We start from the raw sequence: 18,203 nt of genomic DNA, 5'->3' as shown, positions 1-18,203 counted from the left end.
TGGCCGCTCTACCTCCTTGACCTGTTTACTTCATGGTCCGTTCACCAAGACAGTTGTTTTATTTGTGGATAAATTACAATATAGGAAAAAAATTACTTGTCAACATTTTTCACGGTTGTGGATAAAAAAATCCAGAGATATAGAATAACTTATTCACATGTTATTAACAATTTGTGGATAAGTTATAATTAACGATTAATTATCCATAGTTAAAACACAATTCATCATATCAAAATCTACCTTATTCTGCAATGGTTTACGGTAAATATCCACAAAATAACTGATCTGTTAAAATAAAAATATCCACAAGTTGCGACTATGTGAAAAAGTTGTCGATATCTTGTGGATTTATGTCAATGCTTGTCGAAAAAATATCCACAACAAAGGAATCATTTTTGACTTGTAAGGAGGAAGAATCGATGGGAGAGGGATTATACTTGTGACCGATCAGTCAGAATATCGACTAGTTAAGTGACTGATCGGTCAATTCATCATCGATTTTCTCCATTAATTGATGTTGATGATGTAGGATAAACATATCGGAAAGTGATTTTTCAGTGCTTGACATTCCAATGTCATTGTTTTTATAATAGTAAAGACTGTCGTGAGTTGTTTCCTCATAGGGAGGTGTCATATATGAAAAGAACGTATCAACCAAATAAAAGAAAAAGAAGTAAAGTACATGGATTTCGTGAAAGAATGAGTACGAAAAACGGCCGTAAAGTATTAGCTCGCCGTCGTCGTAAAGGAAGAAAAGTACTATCTGCATAGGCCACTGACCATTCAGTGGTCTTTTTTATAAAAGAAGGAAGTGCTATTTTGCAGCTTTTTTGGAGCCTAACACTAAAACTTGTCCAAAGTTTTTTGACATTGTATGCTTATACATTAAAAATAAAATTTATTTATTCGGGCAGGGACAGTTTAATCTAAATATGTAGGTGTTTTCTGTGAAAAAAGACTATCGGATTAAAAGCAATAAAGATTTTCAACTCATTTTTAAAAATGGACGATCCTTTGCAAATCGGCAATTTATCGTCTATTTGTATGAAAATAATTCAGTCAACCATTTTCGGCTTGGCCTGTCCGTCAGTAAAAAAATAGGGAATGCCGTTACCCGAAATCAGATAAAAAGATATGTACGGCAGGCATTTTTGAAATTACAGAATGATATAGATGCGAAATATGACTACATTGTTATTGCCAGGAAACCTGTTCGTGACATGAATTACCATCAAGCAAAAAGCAGCTTGATCCATGTGTTAAAAATAGCAAAAGCTATACCGCGAAATTTTTCATCCAACCCGTAATGTGAATGGTTTTTTTGGATAAAATAATATTAACAAGGAATTTAATAGGAAAGTCTATCAAAATACTTATGAAAAATGGTAAAATACAAATGATAATGAAACATTTGGACGCTTTTACCCACTTTTAACGGCAAGTCAAGGGCTCTCATCGAAAAAGGGGAAGATTATGGGAGAGGGACATTTTTATGTCAATAATTGGTAGCATTTTTATGATAATCGAAAACAGGGGGAATTGGGTGAGTGAACGATAAATTCAGGTCCATGATTATACTGTTGTTGACAACCGTCCTATTAAGTGGTTGTACAGAAATTAATGAGCCGATTACAAAGGATTCCACGGGAGTTTGGAATGAATTAATTGTTTACCCTTTATCATGGTTAATGGTAGAAACAGCTCAATTTTTTGGGGAACCTTTGGGCTACGGTTTATCGATAATTTTAATAACTGTTTTGATTCGTCTTGCCATTTTACCATTGATGATAAAACAAATAAAAAGTACGAAGGCCATGCAGGTAATACAACCGGAACTGGCAAAATTACAAGAAAAATATAAATCAAAAGATGCAATTACCCGGCAAAAATTACAACAAGAGCGATTATTATTGATGGAAAAATATAATATAAATCCGATGGCAGGGTGCTTGCCTCTTTTCATTCAAATGCCGATTTTGCTAGGGTTCTATCAAGCGATTATGCGGACAGAGGAACTGAAAGGGAATTCCTTTATATGGTTTGAATTAGCATCTCCGGACCCATATTTTCTACTCCCCATTCTTGCAGGTGTTTCCACTTTTATTCAACAAAAAGTAATGACGAAAGGGCAGGAAGGAAATCCGCAAATTGTAATGATGCTCTGGTTAATGCCGGTTATGATTATTATCTTTTCTTTATATTTACCATCAGCGTTACCTTTATACTGGATTGTTGGGAATATTTTTTCTATCATTCAATCTTATTTTATTCAAACACCTGAGATTATAAATATTACTACTCAACCAGCTGTTGCTGGACGCACGGGAGGCAGGAAAAAGTGAAGGAACTAACGGCTACCGGCCAAACTGTTGAAGAAGCGATTGAAAAAGGAATTAGTCAATTAAAGGTTTCAAGAGAGAAAGTAGATATAAAAGTGATTGATGAAGGAAAAAAAGGGATTTTCGGTATTTTTGGTTCTCGGCTTGCGATTGTTAAGTTAACGGTTAATGTTGATCCGGTGATGGAAGCGAAACAATTCTTATCTGATGTATGTAAGCAAATGGACGTGGAGGTTAATATTGAATCGACGATAGATGGAAAATATGTATATTTTCAATTGAACAGTGATAAAACTGGGCTTTTAATTGGTAAAAGAGGACAAACATTGAACGCTTTACAAATATTGACTCAAGTCGTATTAAATCGATTCAGTGAAGAGTTTATGAATGTCATTTTAAATGCGGAAAATTACCGTGAAAAACGGGAAGAAACGCTGGTATTACTTGCAAATCGTTTGGCTAATAAAGTAATTAAAGAAAAAAAGGAAATTTCCTTGGAACCGATGCCTTCTTTTGAACGGAAAATCATTCATGCGGCACTGGCTGATAATGAAAAAATAAAAACATATTCAGTTGGAACGGACCCGCATCGGCATCTGGTCATTTCACCAAAATAGGTCAAAACGATAAAATGAAAAATGAGATAAAGGGGTCAAGCTGGCCATACAAAGAAACCAAGTTAATCAGATTGGTTTTTGTATCGCTATGCTTGACCCTTATTTTATAGTATAAGAAAGTATAAAAATACAAGTAAATAACTTGGGATTAGTTTTATTGTCTAGCTCCGAGCGCCAGCGACTGAGAAACTAACTCCCCTTTAATGTGCTCCTGCGCCATAGCCTATTCGAGGAAGCGGATGTTCAGCTCGTCGCAAAGCTTCATGAAGTATATCAAGGAAGATTACTCATGAAGTTCACTCTAGGAGTAGCTTCACTACGATAAGTCAACATCGGCTCGTCCCTCGCCGTGTTTCCTTTTCCTCGAAAATGCATTCGCATTTTCTTCGTGCGATGCCTATTCGGGGAAGCAAATCTGTTCTCATTGCGGGGCGCTCCAGTTTGTACGTCGCTAAGCGGGCGCTCTGCGCTTTTCTTATACGTTAAGAAAGGAAAAGTTTCTTTGAAGCATACGAATTCTACTTGTTGACCAAAAAAATTAATCATCCACATGTGCACAAATTTTAATCAAACAGTATAATAATTGTTATCAACATGTGGATAAGTTAAAATGAATGAGATAAAACATAAATTGGATGATATATAAGAAATATTTTCGTTAATATAGTATAGAGATTGGTGCGACCGGGAGAGTATAATAAAATAGATTTAGTAAAAGGTGAGGAAAGCATGGATATAGATACAATTGCAGCGATATCGACTCCGCTTGGTGAGGGAGCGATTGGGATTGTTCGGATTTCGGGTCCGGAGGCAATAAATATTATTGATCAAATATTCCAAAGTCCATCAGAAAAAAAATTGCAAGAGGTAGCGTCTCATACGATCCATTATGGTCATATTTATGATCCTAAAGAACAAAAGACCATTGAGGAAGTAATGGTTTCGGTAATGCGAGCTCCGAAAACATTTACACGTGAGGATGTAGTTGAAATCAACTGCCATGGTGGTTTATTGTCCGTAAATCGCGTCCTGCAATTAGTATTAACCCACGGTGCCCGTATAGCTGAACCGGGTGAATTCACAAAAAGGGCATTTTTAAATGGGCGGATTGATTTATCACAAGCGGAAGCAATTATGGATTTAATCAGAGCAAAAACCGATAAAGCAATGACGAATGCGATTGGACAATTGGAAGGTCGGTTATCGAAAAAAATTAAGAGATTGCGGCAAGAACTGTTGGAAGTTTTAGCCCAGGTTGAAGTAAATATTGATTATCCGGAATATGATGATGTAGAAGAAATGACACATAAACTTTTTAAAGAAAAGGCGTTATATGTCAAATCAGAAATTGAGAAGTTGCTTGAGACAGCGAAGCAGGGAAAAATTTTACGGGAGGGAATAAAAACCGTAATTATCGGGCGGCCAAATGTCGGCAAATCTTCGTTATTAAACAGCTTTGTCCATGAAAAAAAAGCGATCGTTACAGATATACCGGGGACAACAAGAGATGTGATTGAAGAATATGTAAATATTCATGGCGTCCCATTAAAGTTAATTGACACAGCCGGAATTCGTGACACGGAGGATGTGGTTGAAAAAATCGGTGTCGAACGGTCCCGGCAAGTGTTGCGGGAAGCGGACTTAATTTTATTTTTGCTGAATAATAATGAACCGTTGACAGAGGAGGACATTCATTTATTTGACACAATCGAGGGAATGGATGCGATTATTGTTGTCAATAAAGTAGACTTGCCTCAAAAAATCGATTTTAATGAGATAAAGAGGATGGCTCGCGGTCGGAAAATTGTCAAAATCTCGGTCAAAGATGATAAAGGAATTGAAGAATTGGAAACAATGATTTCAAACATGTATATGGCCGGTAATCTGGAAGCGGATGACTTAACATATGTATCGAATGCACGCCACATTGGGTTACTGAATCAAGCGTTGCAATCAATAAATGATGCATTAGATGGAATTGGGATGGAAGTTCCAATTGATATTGTCCAAATTGATATGACAAAAACGTGGGAACTGTTGGGCGAAATTATTGGTGAAAGTGTCCACGATGAATTAATTAATAAATTATTTTCCCAATTTTGTTTAGGAAAGTAGGGGAATGGAGGTTAGAAAATGCAAACATATGAAGCGGGAGAATATGATGTCGTTGTTGTAGGAGCCGGACATGCCGGATGTGAAGCGGCTCTAGCAACAGCGAAAATGGGTGCAAAAACAGCTTTAATTACGATCAGCCTTGATATGATCGCTTTCATGTATTGTAATCCGTCCATCGGCGGTCCGGCAAAAGGTATTGTTGTTCGGGAAATTGATGCTTTAGGCGGAGCAATGGGAAAAGTCATTGATAAAACAGCCATTCAAATGCGCATGCTCAATACCGGGAAAGGTCCTGCAGTCCGGGCATTACGGGCTCAAGCAGATAAAGTATTGTATCAACAAGAAATGAAAAAAATGTTAGAAAATCAAGAGAATCTGGAATTAATCCAAGGAATGGTTGAACAATTAATTATTGAAGATGGTGAATGTCAAGGTGTTATAACAAAAACAGGAGCCATTTACCGTGCAAAAACGGTCGTTGTCACAACAGGAACGTTTTTACGCGGAGAAATAATTATTGGTGAATTAAAATATTCGAGCGGACCGAATAATCAACAACCTTCCATAAAACTTTCCGAGCATTTAGAACAACTCGGTTTTGATTTAGTTCGCTTTAAAACGGGTACGCCGCCACGGGTAAATGGAAATACAATCGATTATTCAAAAACGGAAATCCAACCGGGTGATGAACATCCGCGAACATTCTCTTATGAAACAATGGAGGAGATTACCAATCAATTGCCTTGTTGGCTAACGTATACAACAGAAGAAAGTCATAAATTAATTGATGCTAATTTACACCGCAGCCCAATGTTTTCAGGGATGATCAAAGGCAGAGGACCAAGATATTGTCCATCCATTGAAGATAAAGTTGTTCGCTTCCACGATAAACCGCGTCATCAAATTTTTTTGGAACCTGAAGGGAGAAATACAGAAGAAGTCTATGTACAAGGCCTTTCTACAAGCCTTCCGGAAGAGGTGCAACACGAATTATTAAAAACAATACCGGGATTAGAAAATGCAAAAATGATGCGAACCGGTTATGCGATTGAATATGATGCAATCATTCCAACACAGTTATGGCCGACTTTGGAAACAAAAGCAGTTAAAAATCTGTATACAGCGGGACAAATTAATGGAACAAGCGGTTATGAAGAAGCGGCCGGACAAGGATTAATGGCAGGAATTAATGCAGGCTTACGTGCGCTCGGCAAAACAGAAGAAGTGATTTTAAAACGGTCGGAAGCCTATATCGGTGTATTAATCGATGACCTGGTGACAAAAGGTACGGTTGAGCCTTATCGTCTGTTAACGTCAAGAGCAGAATATCGATTATTACTACGTCACGATAACGCTGATTTACGTCTTACGGATCTTGGATATAAGCTTGGGTTAATTAGTGAAGAACGGTTCCAACGATTCCTTGAGAAAAAAGAAAAAATTGACCGGGAAATAAAAAGGTTACATGCAACCAGAATCAAACCAAATGCAAAAACGCAAGAATTAATCAAAAGTATCGGCGGAAGTGAATTGAAAGACGGGATTTTGGCAAGTGATTTATTAAAAAGACCGGAAATGAAGTATGATTATCTAAAAAAATTAATCCCGGCAGAAGAAGAATTAACACCTGAGATTGAAGAACAAGTCGAAATTCAAATCAAATATGAAGGTTATATTAGTAAAGCTTTACAACAAGTTGAGCGGCTCAAGAAAATGGAAGATAAAAAAATCCCGCTCAATATTGATTACGATGCGATTCAAGGGTTGGCGAATGAAGCTAGAGAAAACTTAAAAAAAGTTCATCCATTAACGTTGGCTCAAGCATCAAGAATATCAGGAGTCAATCCGGCTGATATATCCATTTTACTCATATATTTGGAACAAGGAAAAATTGCCCGCGTCGCCAATGAGTAACAAAATGTTGCTCATTGGCTAAAGTGAAAACAACTTCCTCGGAAAGAGTGAGCAAATTGAATAGAGAACAATTTCTATCAGAATTAGAAAAGTTGCATATTCATTTAACGGATGAGCAGCTTCATCAATTTGAATTATATTATCAAACTTTAATTCATTGGAACGAAAAAATGAATTTAACAGCCATTACAGAAAAGGGAGAGGTTTTCTTAAAACATTTTTATGACTCTTTGACGATCGTTAGGGAATTTCCATGGTCACTGGCTGAAAATTTTACTGTTTGTGATGTAGGTGCAGGTGCCGGTTTTCCGAGTATTCCTTTGAAAATCGCCTTTCCTCATATTCAAGTTTCCATTGTAGACTCCTTAAATAAGCGAATTAATTTTTTAGAAGAATTAGTGACAACATTAAAATTAACAGATGTCCATTTATACCACGATCGAGCAGAAATATTCGGTCAAAATCCGCAACACCGGGAAAAGTATGACTTGGTAACCGCTCGGGCAGTGGCCAAAATGTCAATCCTAAGTGAATTTTGCTTACCTTTAGTAAAACCGGGCGGGTATTTCATTGCTTTAAAGGGAGCAAGTGGAGAAGAAGAATTGGAAGAGGGGAAAAAGGCAATTATGACGCTCGGAGGAAATATTTCCGGGGTACAATCTTTCATTTTGCCTTTTGAAAATAGTGAACGGACCATCATCCATATCCATAAAGCAAAATCAACACCAAAAAAATACCCGAGAAAACCGGGCGTTCCAACGAAAAATCCTTTATAATAAAAGAGACAAAACATGTTCTTTCATAAATTTACAAAATTTGATTCGAATAAGAAGGAACTTGGCGGGAAATAGAGAAATATGTATATAAGTATACTACGGTTATTTTATGGATGGAGATATCATTTTTTGATTGGATCAGTTCTGACTAATGATAAACACTCTAAAAAGGCTTTACACTAGGTACAAGATGAATAATCATTTGAATAGCACAAATGTTCGCTAGGGAGTAAGTTTTTGTAGAAACATGTCTTTTTGGGTGCTGACGATATATTAAACAAGTTTCTTCAAGGCCAGGGAGTTTTAAAAGGATGGTGAAGAATAATGAAACATCCATTATCACGTATATTTGGGGTTACTGAAAAGTTGGAGACAAATATGGATGAAGAAAAAGAAACTTTATTAGACGTTGACAGAGAGGAAATCGTTAAAGTTCCAGTCGAACAAATTATTCCTAATCGGTTTCAACCCCGAACGATTTTTGATGAAGAAAAAATTGATGAATTAGCACGGACGATTCATACACATGGGATGATCCAACCAATTGTCATTCGCCAACTGGACCATGATCAGTATGAAATTATTGCTGGAGAAAGACGCTATCGGGCCATAAAAAAATTAGGTTGGGAATATGTTCCTGCCATTATTAAAGATATGAACGATAAACAAACGGCTTCGATTGCTTTAATTGAGAACTTACAAAGAGAAGAACTGACACCGATTGAAGAAGCAATTGCCTACAATCAATTGATTGAAATTCATGAATTAACGCAAGAAGCTTTAGCCCAACGTCTTGGAAAAAGCCAATCGACGGTTGCGAATAAACTTCGGTTGCTCAAGCTCCCCCAACCAATTCAAGAAGCTTTATTGTCGAAAACGATTACTGAACGACATGCCCGGGCATTGATGCCACTAAAAGATGAAGAAAAACAGTTAAAGGTTTTTAACGAGGTAATCGAAAAAAATTTAAACGTAAAACAAACGGAAGAAAGAATTAATAAACTATTATCACAGGATGCGAAGCCGAAACCAAAGCGGATTTCTTTTAGTAAAGACGTCAGAATCGCGGTTAATACAATCAGACAATCTTTGCAAATGGTACATAAAAGTGGAATTAATGTTGACTCGGTTGAGGAAGAGCTCGATGATTTTTATCAAATCACCATTCGCATTCCTAAAAAGAAATCATAGATTAATAGAATTTGTTATGGAAGGAAAACGCGGGCGTCAGTGCAAAAAAAAAAGATACCATGTTTTCGGCTGCGATGCATTTATTGATAAAGTGATGGCTTTTTTTATAGGGAGTTTATGCTTTCGATGCTTTCCTTGTGTGCTAATCTGTAATTCTTAAAATTTCCAACTGGGCCGCATAGGGCATCTTTGTTGGAAATTTAAAACTTTCTTAACATATATGAAAAGACTGCTTGGTTCAGTCTTTTTTTTTATTGAAAATTTTTTTGTGAATCTTAAAAATATCAGTATTAGCCAATAAAACTACTAGAATGGTAAAATTTCATATGATTAAATGCCAATGATTATTTATAGAAATGAAAAGTTTTTTTCTCATTTTCATGGTAAAATAGAATAAGTTTTAAGTTTTAAGGTAGGTGAAACTGTGAGTAAGATTATTGCAATTGCTAACCAAAAAGGCGGAGTAGGAAAAACGACAACATCTGTTAATTTGTCTGCCTGTTTAGCTTATATTGGAAAAAAAGTATTGCTTGTCGATGTAGACCCACAAGGTAACGCAACAAGTGGGATAGGTATAGAAAAAGCTGATGTTTCAAAATGTATATATGATATTTTAATTGATGATGAAGATACGAAAAATGTTGTTCTTTCTACTCAAGTTGAAAATTTATTTGTCATCCCTGCAACGATTCAGTTAGCGGGAGCGGAAATTGAATTAGTACCAACGATTTCAAGGGAAATGAGATTGAAACATGCTCTATTACAAGTAAAGGATCAGTTTGATTATATTATTATCGACTGTCCTCCATCTTTAGGACTATTAACCTTAAATGCATTGACGGCAGCAGATTCTGTCCTGATCCCGGTGCAATGTGAATATTATGCCTTGGAAGGTCTGAGTCAGTTACTGAATACAGTTCGTCTCGTACAAAAACATTTAAACAGTGATTTAAAAATAGAGGGTGTTCTCTTAACGATGCTGGATGCCCGAACAAATTTAGGAATCCAAGTGATTGATGAAGTAAAGAAATACTTTCAAAATAAGGTTTTTAATACAATTATTCCAAGAAATGTCCGACTAAGTGAGGCACCGAGTTACGGTAAACCAATAATTATTTATGATCCAAGATCCAGGGGTGCAGAAGTATACCTAGAATTAGCAAAGGAAGTGGTGGTGAATGGCTAAAGGTCTTGGCAAAGGGTTAGATTCTTTGTTTTCAAATGTTAAATTAGAAGAAGAAGAAACCGTTCAAGAAGTAAATATTAAAGAATTACGACCAAATCCGTATCAGCCACGAAAAATTTTCTCGGATGAAGCGATTGAAGAATTAAAGCAATCCATTCTTGAACATGGTATCCTTCAGCCTTTAATTGTTCGCAAAAGTATAAAAGGATATGAAATTGTTGTTGGTGAACGTCGCTACCGTGCTGCGAAAATGGCGGGATTGGACATCGTTCCGGTTGTTGTAAGAGATTTAAATGACCAGCAAATGATGGAATTAGCTGTATTAGAAAATTTACAAAGAGAAGATTTAACCCCCATTGAAGAAGGGGCAGCTTACCAAATGTTGATGGATCAGCTGCATATCACTCAAGAACAATTGGCAAAAAGATTGGGAAAAAGTAGACCGCATATCGCAAATCATGTTCGCCTACTTTCTTTACCAAAGGAAATTCAGCAGTTGATTATTGATGGTAAATTGTCAATGGGCCATGGTCGTGCACTGCTCGGATTAAAGAAAAAGGATAAAATAAAACCTGTTGTAGACAAAGTAATAAAAGAACAATTAAATGTTCGGCAATTGGAACAACTTGTCAACAACTTGAATAAAAATGTTCCACGTGAAACAAAAAATCAAAAAGAAAAGAAAGATATCTTTTTAATCGAACAAGAAACATATTTACGTGAAAGATTTGGAACAACTGTTAATATTAAACAATCAAAAAACAAGGGGAAAATAGAAATCCAATTTTTTTCTAAAGACGATTTAAACCGTATTTTAGAAATTTTGAATTCGGACTCGTAGAATAAGTCATGTATAGTGACTTATTTTTTTACATTAGGAACGGAAGGATGCCGAGAAATACCCTGTCAACTTCGGTAATTCATACGTTTCTTCATAGGAGAATTTTTTTATTATGGAGCGAAAAAACTATTCTATTTTTATAGATGGTAGAGATACAAAAAGATATGATAGTATAAAAGATACATTTATTCTTTTAAAAAATTTGCAGGTGAAATTATGGCATTATGGGGAACAATTGTCAATGTACTATTTATTATTATTGGTTCACTGATCGGGCGGTTATTAGCAAATATCCCTGAATCAATGAAAAATACGATTATGAAGGGGATCGGTTTAACTGTTTCCGTTTTAGGAATCCAAATGGGAATTAAAAGCAGTAATTTTCTATATGTGATCATTAGTATTGTTTTAGGGGCTGTTATTGGGGAATGGTTATGTTTAGAGGAAAAATTAAATCAGTTTGGAATCTGGATTGAGAAGAAAGTTGGAGGGAAATCAAAAGGAAATATCGCCCAAGGTTTTGTAACAGCCACACTTATTTTTGTGATCGGGGCAATGGCGGTTGTTGGTGCGCTAGATAGCGGAATTCGCGGTGATCATCAAGTCCTTTATACAAAGGCGGTTATTGATGGTTTTACAGCAATTATGTTGACAAGTACGCTTGGTTTAGGTGTCATTTTTTCCAGTATACCGGTCTTTCTTTATCAAGGTTTCATTGCTATATTCGCAAACCAAATGAATCGGTTGATTCCCGAACAGGTAATGGATATTTTCATTTTGGATCTGACTGCAACCGGGGGAGTTATGATTCTAGCCATAGGGTTAAATATTTTAGAAATAACGAAAATTAAAGTAGCGAATCTGTTACCCGGTTTGATCGTGATTGCTGTGTTGGTATCAATTGTAGGCTTTTTTAAATATTAGTCAGTGGGGAATCGGTATCCCCACTGATAGGTAGATGGATAAATTCATTCTCCCACCTAAGCTTCCCCATCTTACTAAATGCCGGAACTTCTCCATTCGCCTATTTAAACAGTATCTTCGTTCAAAGATAGTGTCTGTGCTTTAGACATTTGTTCAAAATGGTAAAGTAAACCGGCTTTATAAATTCCTTCTGCCATCGTTTTTGCTAAATTCATAACAAGATGTAATCTAGTGTTTTGTAATACAAAGTACTCCATAAATCCACTGATATTTACAATTCCGGTCATATGAATATCACCAACAGCCGGCAATGTTTTATTAACACCTGCACCCGGTTTTAACGAACCGTTTTTAATATGAATGGTCCCCACATTTTTACTATGGCCTAAACAGGCATCGATACCGATAATAAAAGGATTGTTAAAACGACTCTCAATCATATCCAGTTTTTCGGTCAAATTAATGGCATGAATAGGTTCATCCAAAGTTCCAAAAACATAAAAATTTCCGGGTAAATTTCTTTCCGTAACAAGACTGCCGACCAGTGGTCCCAGTGAATCTCCGGTTGATCGGTCCGTACCTATACAAATAAAAACAATTGGAACTGAAAAATCATTTGGTAAAAATGATAGTAATGCATTAGCGAGTTTGCTGGCTGCGAAACGATCCTGCCAATCTATTTTCAAATCACTTTTTCCTTTTATAAACCCGGTTCTAAACATATTTTCCCACCTTTACCGGTAATCATTTGTATTATAAGTTTAGTTAGATTTAAAGTTTTTTATACATGGAGGAACAAAATTGGGAAATTAATTTGTTTAAATTACTTATTGTAGAGAGGATTATGCTATAATTATTTAAATATGATGTAGCGTGTTTTTCTGATTGAATATCCTTTCTTGGGGAAAGAGTAATAAAATGTGGAGGAGTTTGAAAATGGAAGAGAAGACATTTCAGTTGAATGATATTGTTGAAATGAAAAAACAACATCCTTGTGGTACAAACCGTTGGAAAATCATTCGGTTAGGCATGGATATTCGGATTAAATGTCTAGGCTGCTCTCACAGTGTCCTTTTACCAAGAAAAGAATTTGTAAGGAAAATGAAAAAAGTCATTGATCATGCTGATTAATTTTCATGATGTAAATGTTAATTACCACGGCAATTCTTGTCATTATGAAAAGGTAATTTTTGATTGTCACCCAAAAAGGTTTTACATGAAATCCAGTATTCATTATAATTTGTTCTGTTCGATACTTGATTTTTCTAACCATTAAGTTTTGATCAGATGAAATCATATATTAGGAGTGAAATAAATGGCTTTAACAGCAGGTATTGTCGGTTTACCGAATGTTGGGAAATCGACACTTTTTAATGCAATTACCCAAGCGGGTGCAGAGGCAGCAAACTATCCATTTGCAACAATCGATCCGAATGTAGGGGTCGTTGAAGTTCCGGATGCACGTTTAGATAAGTTGACAGAAATGTATCAACCGAAAAAAACGATACCAACGACGTTCGAGTTCACCGATATTGCCGGTATTGTCAAAGGAGCAAGTAAAGGTGAAGGATTAGGGAATAAATTTTTGGCTAATATTCGCCAAGTGGATGCCATTTGTCATGTTGTTCGTTGTTTTGATGATGAAAACATTACCCATGTGTCAGGCCGGGTCGATCCGCTTGATGATATTCAAACCATCAATCTCGAATTAATTCTTGCTGATATGGAAACAGTGGAGAAAAGGATTGCCCGTGTTGAGAAATTGGCAAAGCAAAAAAATAAAGAGGCTCAAGCCGAATATGAAATTTTAACCATGTTAAAGGAAACGTTTGAAAATGAACTTCCCGCAAGAACGATTGAATTCAATGAAGAACAACAAAAAATAGTGAAAGGTTTTCAACTTCTAACGATGAAACCTGTTTTATATGTTGCAAATATCGGGGAAGATGATGTTGCAAATGCAAATAAAAATAAATATTTCCAAGTAGTACAGGACTTTGCCGAGAAAGACCATGCGGAAGTTGTTGTTATTTGTGCAAGAATTGAAGAAGAAATTGCCGAATTAGAACCGGAAGAAAAAGCAGCATTTCTTCAAGAATTAGGTATTCAAGAGTCCGGATTGGATCAAATGATTCGAAAAGCTTACCATCTTTTAGGATTAGCGACATTTTTTACTGCCGGGGTTCAAGAGGTTCGAGCCTGGACATTTAAAAAAGGAATGAAGGCGCCTCAATGTGCCGGAATCATTCATAGTGATTTTGAAAGAGGCTTTATTCGGGCGGAAACGGTATCCTACGATGATTTAGTCGCAAACGGATCATTTAATAAGGCAAAAGAAGCCGGCAAGGTTCGCTTAGAGGGAAAAGATTATATTGTCCAAGACGGAGACATTATGCATTTTCGGTTCAATGTATAAAATGGCAGGTTGAGAACGGTCTCGAAGCCAAATGAAGCAGTGAAAAAATGAAAAAAAGCAACGAGACCATCTCTCGGAGTTAAATAATGCATTGAAGAATGGAGAAAAGACCACGACACCCACTCTCAATGCCAAAAAAAGTATCGATTGACTTGAAAAAAGACCGGCTCTCGAGGACAAATGGAGTTGCGAAACAATGAAAAATGACATCGAGCCCCGGCCCTTTTTTTTGCCCAGTTCACTACCCACATCCGTCGACCAAGACAGAAAAAGCAGAATAAAAGCAAGTTTGGAGAGAATATTCAAACTGGGATTTTTAATTACACTGGTGTGTTAATACACCAAGGAAAACTTATTACATCCCCAAATACCATTTGGTTTAATTCAGGGATTTTTCTAGTGTATAATATAGTTAGAAATTAGGGGGGAGGTATATGAGTTGTATGGAAATGCAGCAAATTTGGGAGAAATATGTCCTTGAAAATTCACTCGATTCATTTATAATTGATAAAACAATTATCGATTCTTGGCAACTTAGTAAAAAATTCAAAGTCAATCCTAAAGATGGAATTGGCAAACGATTTCTTACGACGAGCGATTTTCAAAAAAGATTAAGAGATCATGAGACGATGGTTTCTTTAGCAAAGAAAAGTTTAAATCGATTCCAATTTCTTTTGAAAAATATTGATTTTATTCTTGTGTTGACAGATGCTGACGGCTATATTTTATGGCAGTCAGGCAATGAGCATTTGAAAGAACATGCACGTGAAATCCGGTTTTCACAAGGATATCAATGGACAGAATCGATGGTTGGAACGAATTCAATTGGAATCGCTTTACGAACAAAAGAGGCAAATTTTATTCACGGATACGAACATTTTGCCAGAGCCTCGCACAACTGGAGCTGTGTCGCATCTCCCGTTTTTGGAGAAAATCGAGAAGTTGTAGGGGTAGTCGATTTATCAATGCCTGCACATTATCCGAAGAAAGAGGATTTTTTATTTACCGTTCAATTGATTGCGGAATTTATTTCAGAAGCATTGCAAAGGAAAGTATTTGAAGAACAGAAGTATATGTTACAATATTTTTCTAGTAAAAAACAACCAGGAATACTTTGCAACTCCTCCATGACCATTTTACACATATCCCCTGAACTAGTAGATGAACCTGAAGCCTATATTGGAAAAAAGCTAAGTGCTCTTCCAAATGAAAAATGGGAGATTGTAAAACGTGATCCTATTCGAAAAGAAGATACTTGTATCGGCTATTTTGTTTACGTTAAACATAGAATATTTAATCATCCTTTTAAGTTTCATTATGTTTCAGGTCGAAGCAAAACTTTTCATCAATTATTGGAAGAAGTACAAATTGTTGCACCAACTTCAGCTCCCATTCATTTATACGGTGAAACAGGGAGCGGAAAAGAAGTGTTAGCCAAAACAATCCATGAAAACAGTCCTTTTGCAGAGGGAAAACTAGTTTCTGTCAATTGTGGCTCGATACCGGAAAACTTGATGGAAAGTGAATTATTTGGTTATGAAAAGGGTGCTTTTACAGGAGCAAACCCAAATGGATATATAGGAAAAATCGAGCAAGCGAATAATGGTACATTATTTTTAGATGAAATTGAAGATATGCCTGTATCAATGCAATCAGACTTATTACGTGTTCTTCAGGAAAAAAAGTTAACTCGAATTGGTGGGACTAAAGAAATTAATGTAAATTTTAGACTCATTACAGCGAGTAATCAGGATTTAAAGGCACTTGTTAAGGCAAAGAAATTTCGAACAGATCTCTTTTATCGAATATATGTATGTCCCCTTCAGATTCCACCGTTAAGAGATAGAAAGGAAGATATACGAGAGCTTATCAAGTATTTTGAAAGCGCTAATTCTTGGTATCCGTTTTGGGAAGAAATGTTGGTTGAAGTTGCGGAACAGTATCCGTGGAAGGGCAATGTTCGCGAACTGAATAATTTCTTGGAAAGATGTCTTATTTATTACAGAGATCGCATCCCAACGAAGGAGCAGTTGATTCAGTTGATTCAGAAAGGGGGGTTAATCGAGTTTCAAGAGACAAGTGATACATTAAGTTTTAAGGAACAAATAGAAAAAGAAAACATTTATAATGCTTTAGTAAATAATAACGGAAATATTCCGATGGCGGCAAAACAACTCTCGATATCGAAAAGTACCCTTTATCGTAAAATAAAAAAATACAAGTTGGATTAAAATGAGAAAAAATGTGACGATTTGATACGATTGTCGCATTTTTATTTTTTTTGAGAATAAGAAAGTATAAAAATACAAGGAAGTAACTTTGGATTAGTTTTAATGTCCGGCTCCGAGCGCCAGCGACTAGCGCTTTTCTTATTATACATAAAACCGTCTCTATCCGTAGTTTTTCATTTTGGCACGCTTTTTGCAATATTAAACAGTGAAAACATCAATAAAAGGAAAAATTTGATGTTTTCCCTTATAAAAAGAAATGACAAACTTAATTGGATAGGAGGGTAGGGATCATGGAACAATTTGATCTAATTGTCATCGGAGCTGGTCCTGGTGGATATGTGGCAGCTATTCGGGCAGCACAAAAAGGAAAGCAAGTGGCCTTAATTGAAAAAGCATCATTAGGTGGCACTTGTTTAAATGTTGGCTGTATCCCGTCCAAAACCTTTTTACAACATAGTGAATGGATGGAAAAAATAAAAACAGCCAATCAGTTTGGAATTCTCTCTGAAGTAAAGCATATTGACTATGCGAGATTAGTAGAACGAAAAGATCAAGTAGTTGGAACATTAGTAAATGGCATTCAATATTTATTGAAAAAAAATAACATTACCTTGATTCAGGGGGAAGCGGTTGTAAAAGACAACTTGGTTGTTGTCGTAAATAATCAAGAGTTTAAGAGTAAAGATATTATCCTTGCTACTGGTAGTCGACCATTTGTTCCACCGATTAAAGGTTTAGACAAAGTGGCCTATTACACGACAGATAATTTCTTTGATTTAAAAAAACAGCCGACAGAACTTGTTATTATTGGCGGAGGTGTAATTGGAATTGAATTAGCCTTTGCCATGGCGCCATTAGGAACAAAAGTAACTGTTGTGGAAGTAGCGGATGACATTCTATTAACAGAAGACAATGAAGCTCGTAATGTAATAAAAAGAAAAATGGATCAACTAGGAATTCAATACTATACGAAAGTAACAATTCAAGAAGTAACAAATAATGAAGTAATTTTACAAAATCAAAAGATCCCTTATACAGAATTACTTGTAGCAACTGGAAGAAAACCTAATATTGAAATTGTAAGCGCCTTAAATTTAGAGCTGGATGAGAAGAAAAAATTTATTAAAGTAAATGGGAAATTTTTAACAAGTAGAAATCATGTGTACGCCATTGGAGATCTGATTGGAGGTTTTCAACTAGCACATGCAGCCAGCAAAGAAGGATTAACAGCTGTTTCGGCTATCCTTAATGAAAATCATTTACCATATAATCCGGATGAAATTCCTAGATGTGTATACACCCACCCGGAAATCGCCTCCTTTGGCCTAAGTGAAGAGCAGGCGAAATTAAAGGGTTATGAGGTTGTCACAAAGAAAATGTCCTTTCAAGGGAATGGGAGGGCAATCGCAATGGGTGAAACGGAAGGGTTTGTGAAAATCATTACCGAGAAAAAATATCACGAAATATTAGGAGCCGTTGTGGTTGGGGCAAATGCTACAGAATTAATTAACCAAATATTAGCCGTAAAACATTCAGAAGGTCGAATTGAAGAACTGGCTACACTCGTATATGGACATCCAAATTTATCTGAAGTTATCGGGGAAACGGCCGAAAGTATTTTATTTAAAGCTATACACGAATAAGGTTGAGGAG

General features: G+C 36.0%; 16 protein-coding genes. 15 read left to right on the top strand and 1 reads right to left on the bottom strand.

From position 1 onward, the window contains the following. Nucleotides 1-636 precede the first annotated feature (636 nt). The 11 genes from rpmH to NSQ14_RS18785 all read left to right on the top strand — a co-directional run bounded on the left by rpmH (nt 637) and on the right by NSQ14_RS18785 (nt 11,903). Nucleotides 637-771, top strand: coding sequence for a 50S ribosomal protein L34 (rpmH, locus tag NSQ14_RS18835; protein WP_034773691.1), 135 nt, complete (start codon nt 637-639; stop codon nt 769-771). 176 nt (nt 772-947) lie between these two features. Beyond that, complete coding sequence (gene rnpA, locus NSQ14_RS18830) at nt 948-1,307, top strand: ribonuclease P protein component (protein WP_346216732.1); 360 nt, start codon at nt 948-950, stop codon at nt 1,305-1,307. A gap of 261 nt (nt 1,308-1,568) precedes the next feature. After that, the gene (yidC, locus tag NSQ14_RS18825) at nt 1,569-2,342 is read left to right on the top strand and encodes a membrane protein insertase YidC (protein ID WP_034773688.1); all 774 of its coding nucleotides are present in this window, start codon (nt 1,569-1,571) and stop codon (nt 2,340-2,342) included. Beyond that, nucleotides 2,339-2,956: an RNA-binding cell elongation regulator Jag/EloR gene (gene jag, locus NSQ14_RS18820; RefSeq protein WP_034773685.1), complete on the top strand. Its 618-nt coding sequence runs from the start codon at nt 2,339-2,341 to the stop codon at nt 2,954-2,956. The genes yidC and jag overlap by 4 nt, the downstream gene beginning before the upstream one ends. 729 nt (nt 2,957-3,685) lie before the next feature. Continuing rightward, on the top strand, nt 3,686-5,071 hold the full coding sequence (gene mnmE / locus NSQ14_RS18815; RefSeq protein WP_251246664.1) for a tRNA uridine-5-carboxymethylaminomethyl(34) synthesis GTPase MnmE: 1,386 nt from the start codon (nt 3,686-3,688) through the stop codon (nt 5,069-5,071). A gap of 18 nt (nt 5,072-5,089) precedes the next feature. Continuing rightward, nucleotides 5,090-6,985: a tRNA uridine-5-carboxymethylaminomethyl(34) synthesis enzyme MnmG gene (mnmG, locus tag NSQ14_RS18810; RefSeq protein WP_095142150.1), complete on the top strand. Its 1,896-nt coding sequence runs from the start codon at nt 5,090-5,092 to the stop codon at nt 6,983-6,985. A 56-nt stretch (nt 6,986-7,041) separates the two neighbouring features. Next, the gene (rsmG, locus tag NSQ14_RS18805; protein ID WP_095142151.1) at nt 7,042-7,761 is read left to right on the top strand and encodes a 16S rRNA (guanine(527)-N(7))-methyltransferase RsmG; all 720 of its coding nucleotides are present in this window, start codon (nt 7,042-7,044) and stop codon (nt 7,759-7,761) included. A 324-nt stretch (nt 7,762-8,085) separates the two neighbouring features. Next, complete coding sequence (gene noc / locus NSQ14_RS18800) at nt 8,086-8,952, top strand: nucleoid occlusion protein (RefSeq protein ID WP_034773659.1); 867 nt, start codon at nt 8,086-8,088, stop codon at nt 8,950-8,952. 424 nt (nt 8,953-9,376) lie between these two features. Then, complete coding sequence (locus NSQ14_RS18795; RefSeq protein WP_034773658.1) at nt 9,377-10,138, top strand: ParA family protein; 762 nt, start codon at nt 9,377-9,379, stop codon at nt 10,136-10,138. Further along, nucleotides 10,131-10,979, top strand: a complete 849-nt coding sequence (locus NSQ14_RS18790; RefSeq protein WP_034773656.1) for a ParB/RepB/Spo0J family partition protein — start codon at nt 10,131-10,133, stop codon at nt 10,977-10,979. Before NSQ14_RS18795 ends, NSQ14_RS18790 begins: the two co-directional genes overlap by 8 nt. A gap of 216 nt (nt 10,980-11,195) precedes the next feature. Then, nucleotides 11,196-11,903 carry a DUF554 domain-containing protein gene (locus NSQ14_RS18785; RefSeq protein ID WP_346216731.1) on the top strand — a complete coding sequence of 236 codons (708 nt, stop codon included), beginning with the start codon at nt 11,196-11,198 and terminating at the stop codon, nt 11,901-11,903. A 104-nt stretch (nt 11,904-12,007) separates the two neighbouring features. Here the strand turns inward: NSQ14_RS18785 and yyaC are convergent, their stop codons facing one another. Further along, on the bottom strand, nt 12,008-12,625 hold the full coding sequence (gene yyaC, locus NSQ14_RS18780) for a spore protease YyaC (RefSeq protein ID WP_041844954.1): 618 nt from the start codon (nt 12,623-12,625) through the stop codon (nt 12,008-12,010). A gap of 214 nt (nt 12,626-12,839) precedes the next feature. On the opposite strand from yyaC, the gene NSQ14_RS18775 reads away from it, so the two are divergent. From NSQ14_RS18775 to lpdA, 4 genes are all read left to right on the top strand, one after another. Further along, on the top strand, nt 12,840-13,034 hold the full coding sequence (locus tag NSQ14_RS18775; protein ID WP_034773652.1) for a DUF951 domain-containing protein: 195 nt from the start codon (nt 12,840-12,842) through the stop codon (nt 13,032-13,034). 184 nt (nt 13,035-13,218) lie between these two features. After that, nucleotides 13,219-14,319, top strand: a complete 1,101-nt coding sequence (ychF, locus tag NSQ14_RS18770) for a redox-regulated ATPase YchF (RefSeq protein ID WP_034773650.1) — start codon at nt 13,219-13,221, stop codon at nt 14,317-14,319. A 434-nt stretch (nt 14,320-14,753) separates the two neighbouring features. Beyond that, the gene (locus NSQ14_RS18765) at nt 14,754-16,550 is read left to right on the top strand and encodes a sigma-54-dependent Fis family transcriptional regulator (protein ID WP_051989217.1); all 1,797 of its coding nucleotides are present in this window, start codon (nt 14,754-14,756) and stop codon (nt 16,548-16,550) included. 287 nt (nt 16,551-16,837) lie between these two features. Then, nucleotides 16,838-18,193, top strand: a complete 1,356-nt coding sequence (lpdA, locus tag NSQ14_RS18760) for a dihydrolipoyl dehydrogenase (protein WP_176458943.1) — start codon at nt 16,838-16,840, stop codon at nt 18,191-18,193. Nucleotides 18,194-18,203: the final 10 nt, after the last annotated feature.

The sequence above is a fragment of the Caldifermentibacillus hisashii genome, assembly GCF_039654145.1.
Classification (GTDB): Bacteria; Bacillota; Bacilli; order Bacillales; family Caldibacillaceae; genus Caldifermentibacillus; species Caldifermentibacillus hisashii.
This window is presented reverse-complemented; position numbering and strand designations above follow the sequence as displayed.

What these genes read in the sequence shown, in the direction of transcription:
- NSQ14_RS18765 (WP_051989217.1), top strand. Translation starts at nt 14,754, where the DNA reads ATGAGTTGTATGGAAATGCAGCAAATTTGGGAGAAATATGTCCTTGAA.
- rpmH (WP_034773691.1), top strand. Translation starts at nt 637, where the DNA reads ATGAAAAGAACGTATCAACCAAATAAAAGAAAAAGAAGTAAAGTACAT.
- ychF (WP_034773650.1), top strand. Translation starts at nt 13,219, where the DNA reads ATGGCTTTAACAGCAGGTATTGTCGGTTTACCGAATGTTGGGAAATCG.
- NSQ14_RS18775 (WP_034773652.1), top strand. Translation starts at nt 12,840, where the DNA reads ATGGAAGAGAAGACATTTCAGTTGAATGATATTGTTGAAATGAAAAAA.
- mnmG (WP_095142150.1), top strand. Translation starts at nt 5,090, where the DNA reads ATGCAAACATATGAAGCGGGAGAATATGATGTCGTTGTTGTAGGAGCC.
- yyaC (WP_041844954.1), bottom strand. Translation starts at nt 12,625, where the DNA reads ATGTTTAGAACCGGGTTTATAAAAGGAAAAAGTGATTTGAAAATAGAT.
- yidC (WP_034773688.1), top strand. Translation starts at nt 1,569, where the DNA reads ATGATTATACTGTTGTTGACAACCGTCCTATTAAGTGGTTGTACAGAA.
- NSQ14_RS18790 (WP_034773656.1), top strand. Translation starts at nt 10,131, where the DNA reads ATGGCTAAAGGTCTTGGCAAAGGGTTAGATTCTTTGTTTTCAAATGTT.
- mnmE (WP_251246664.1), top strand. Translation starts at nt 3,686, where the DNA reads ATGGATATAGATACAATTGCAGCGATATCGACTCCGCTTGGTGAGGGA.
- noc (WP_034773659.1), top strand. Translation starts at nt 8,086, where the DNA reads ATGAAACATCCATTATCACGTATATTTGGGGTTACTGAAAAGTTGGAG.
- NSQ14_RS18785 (WP_346216731.1), top strand. Translation starts at nt 11,196, where the DNA reads ATGGCATTATGGGGAACAATTGTCAATGTACTATTTATTATTATTGGT.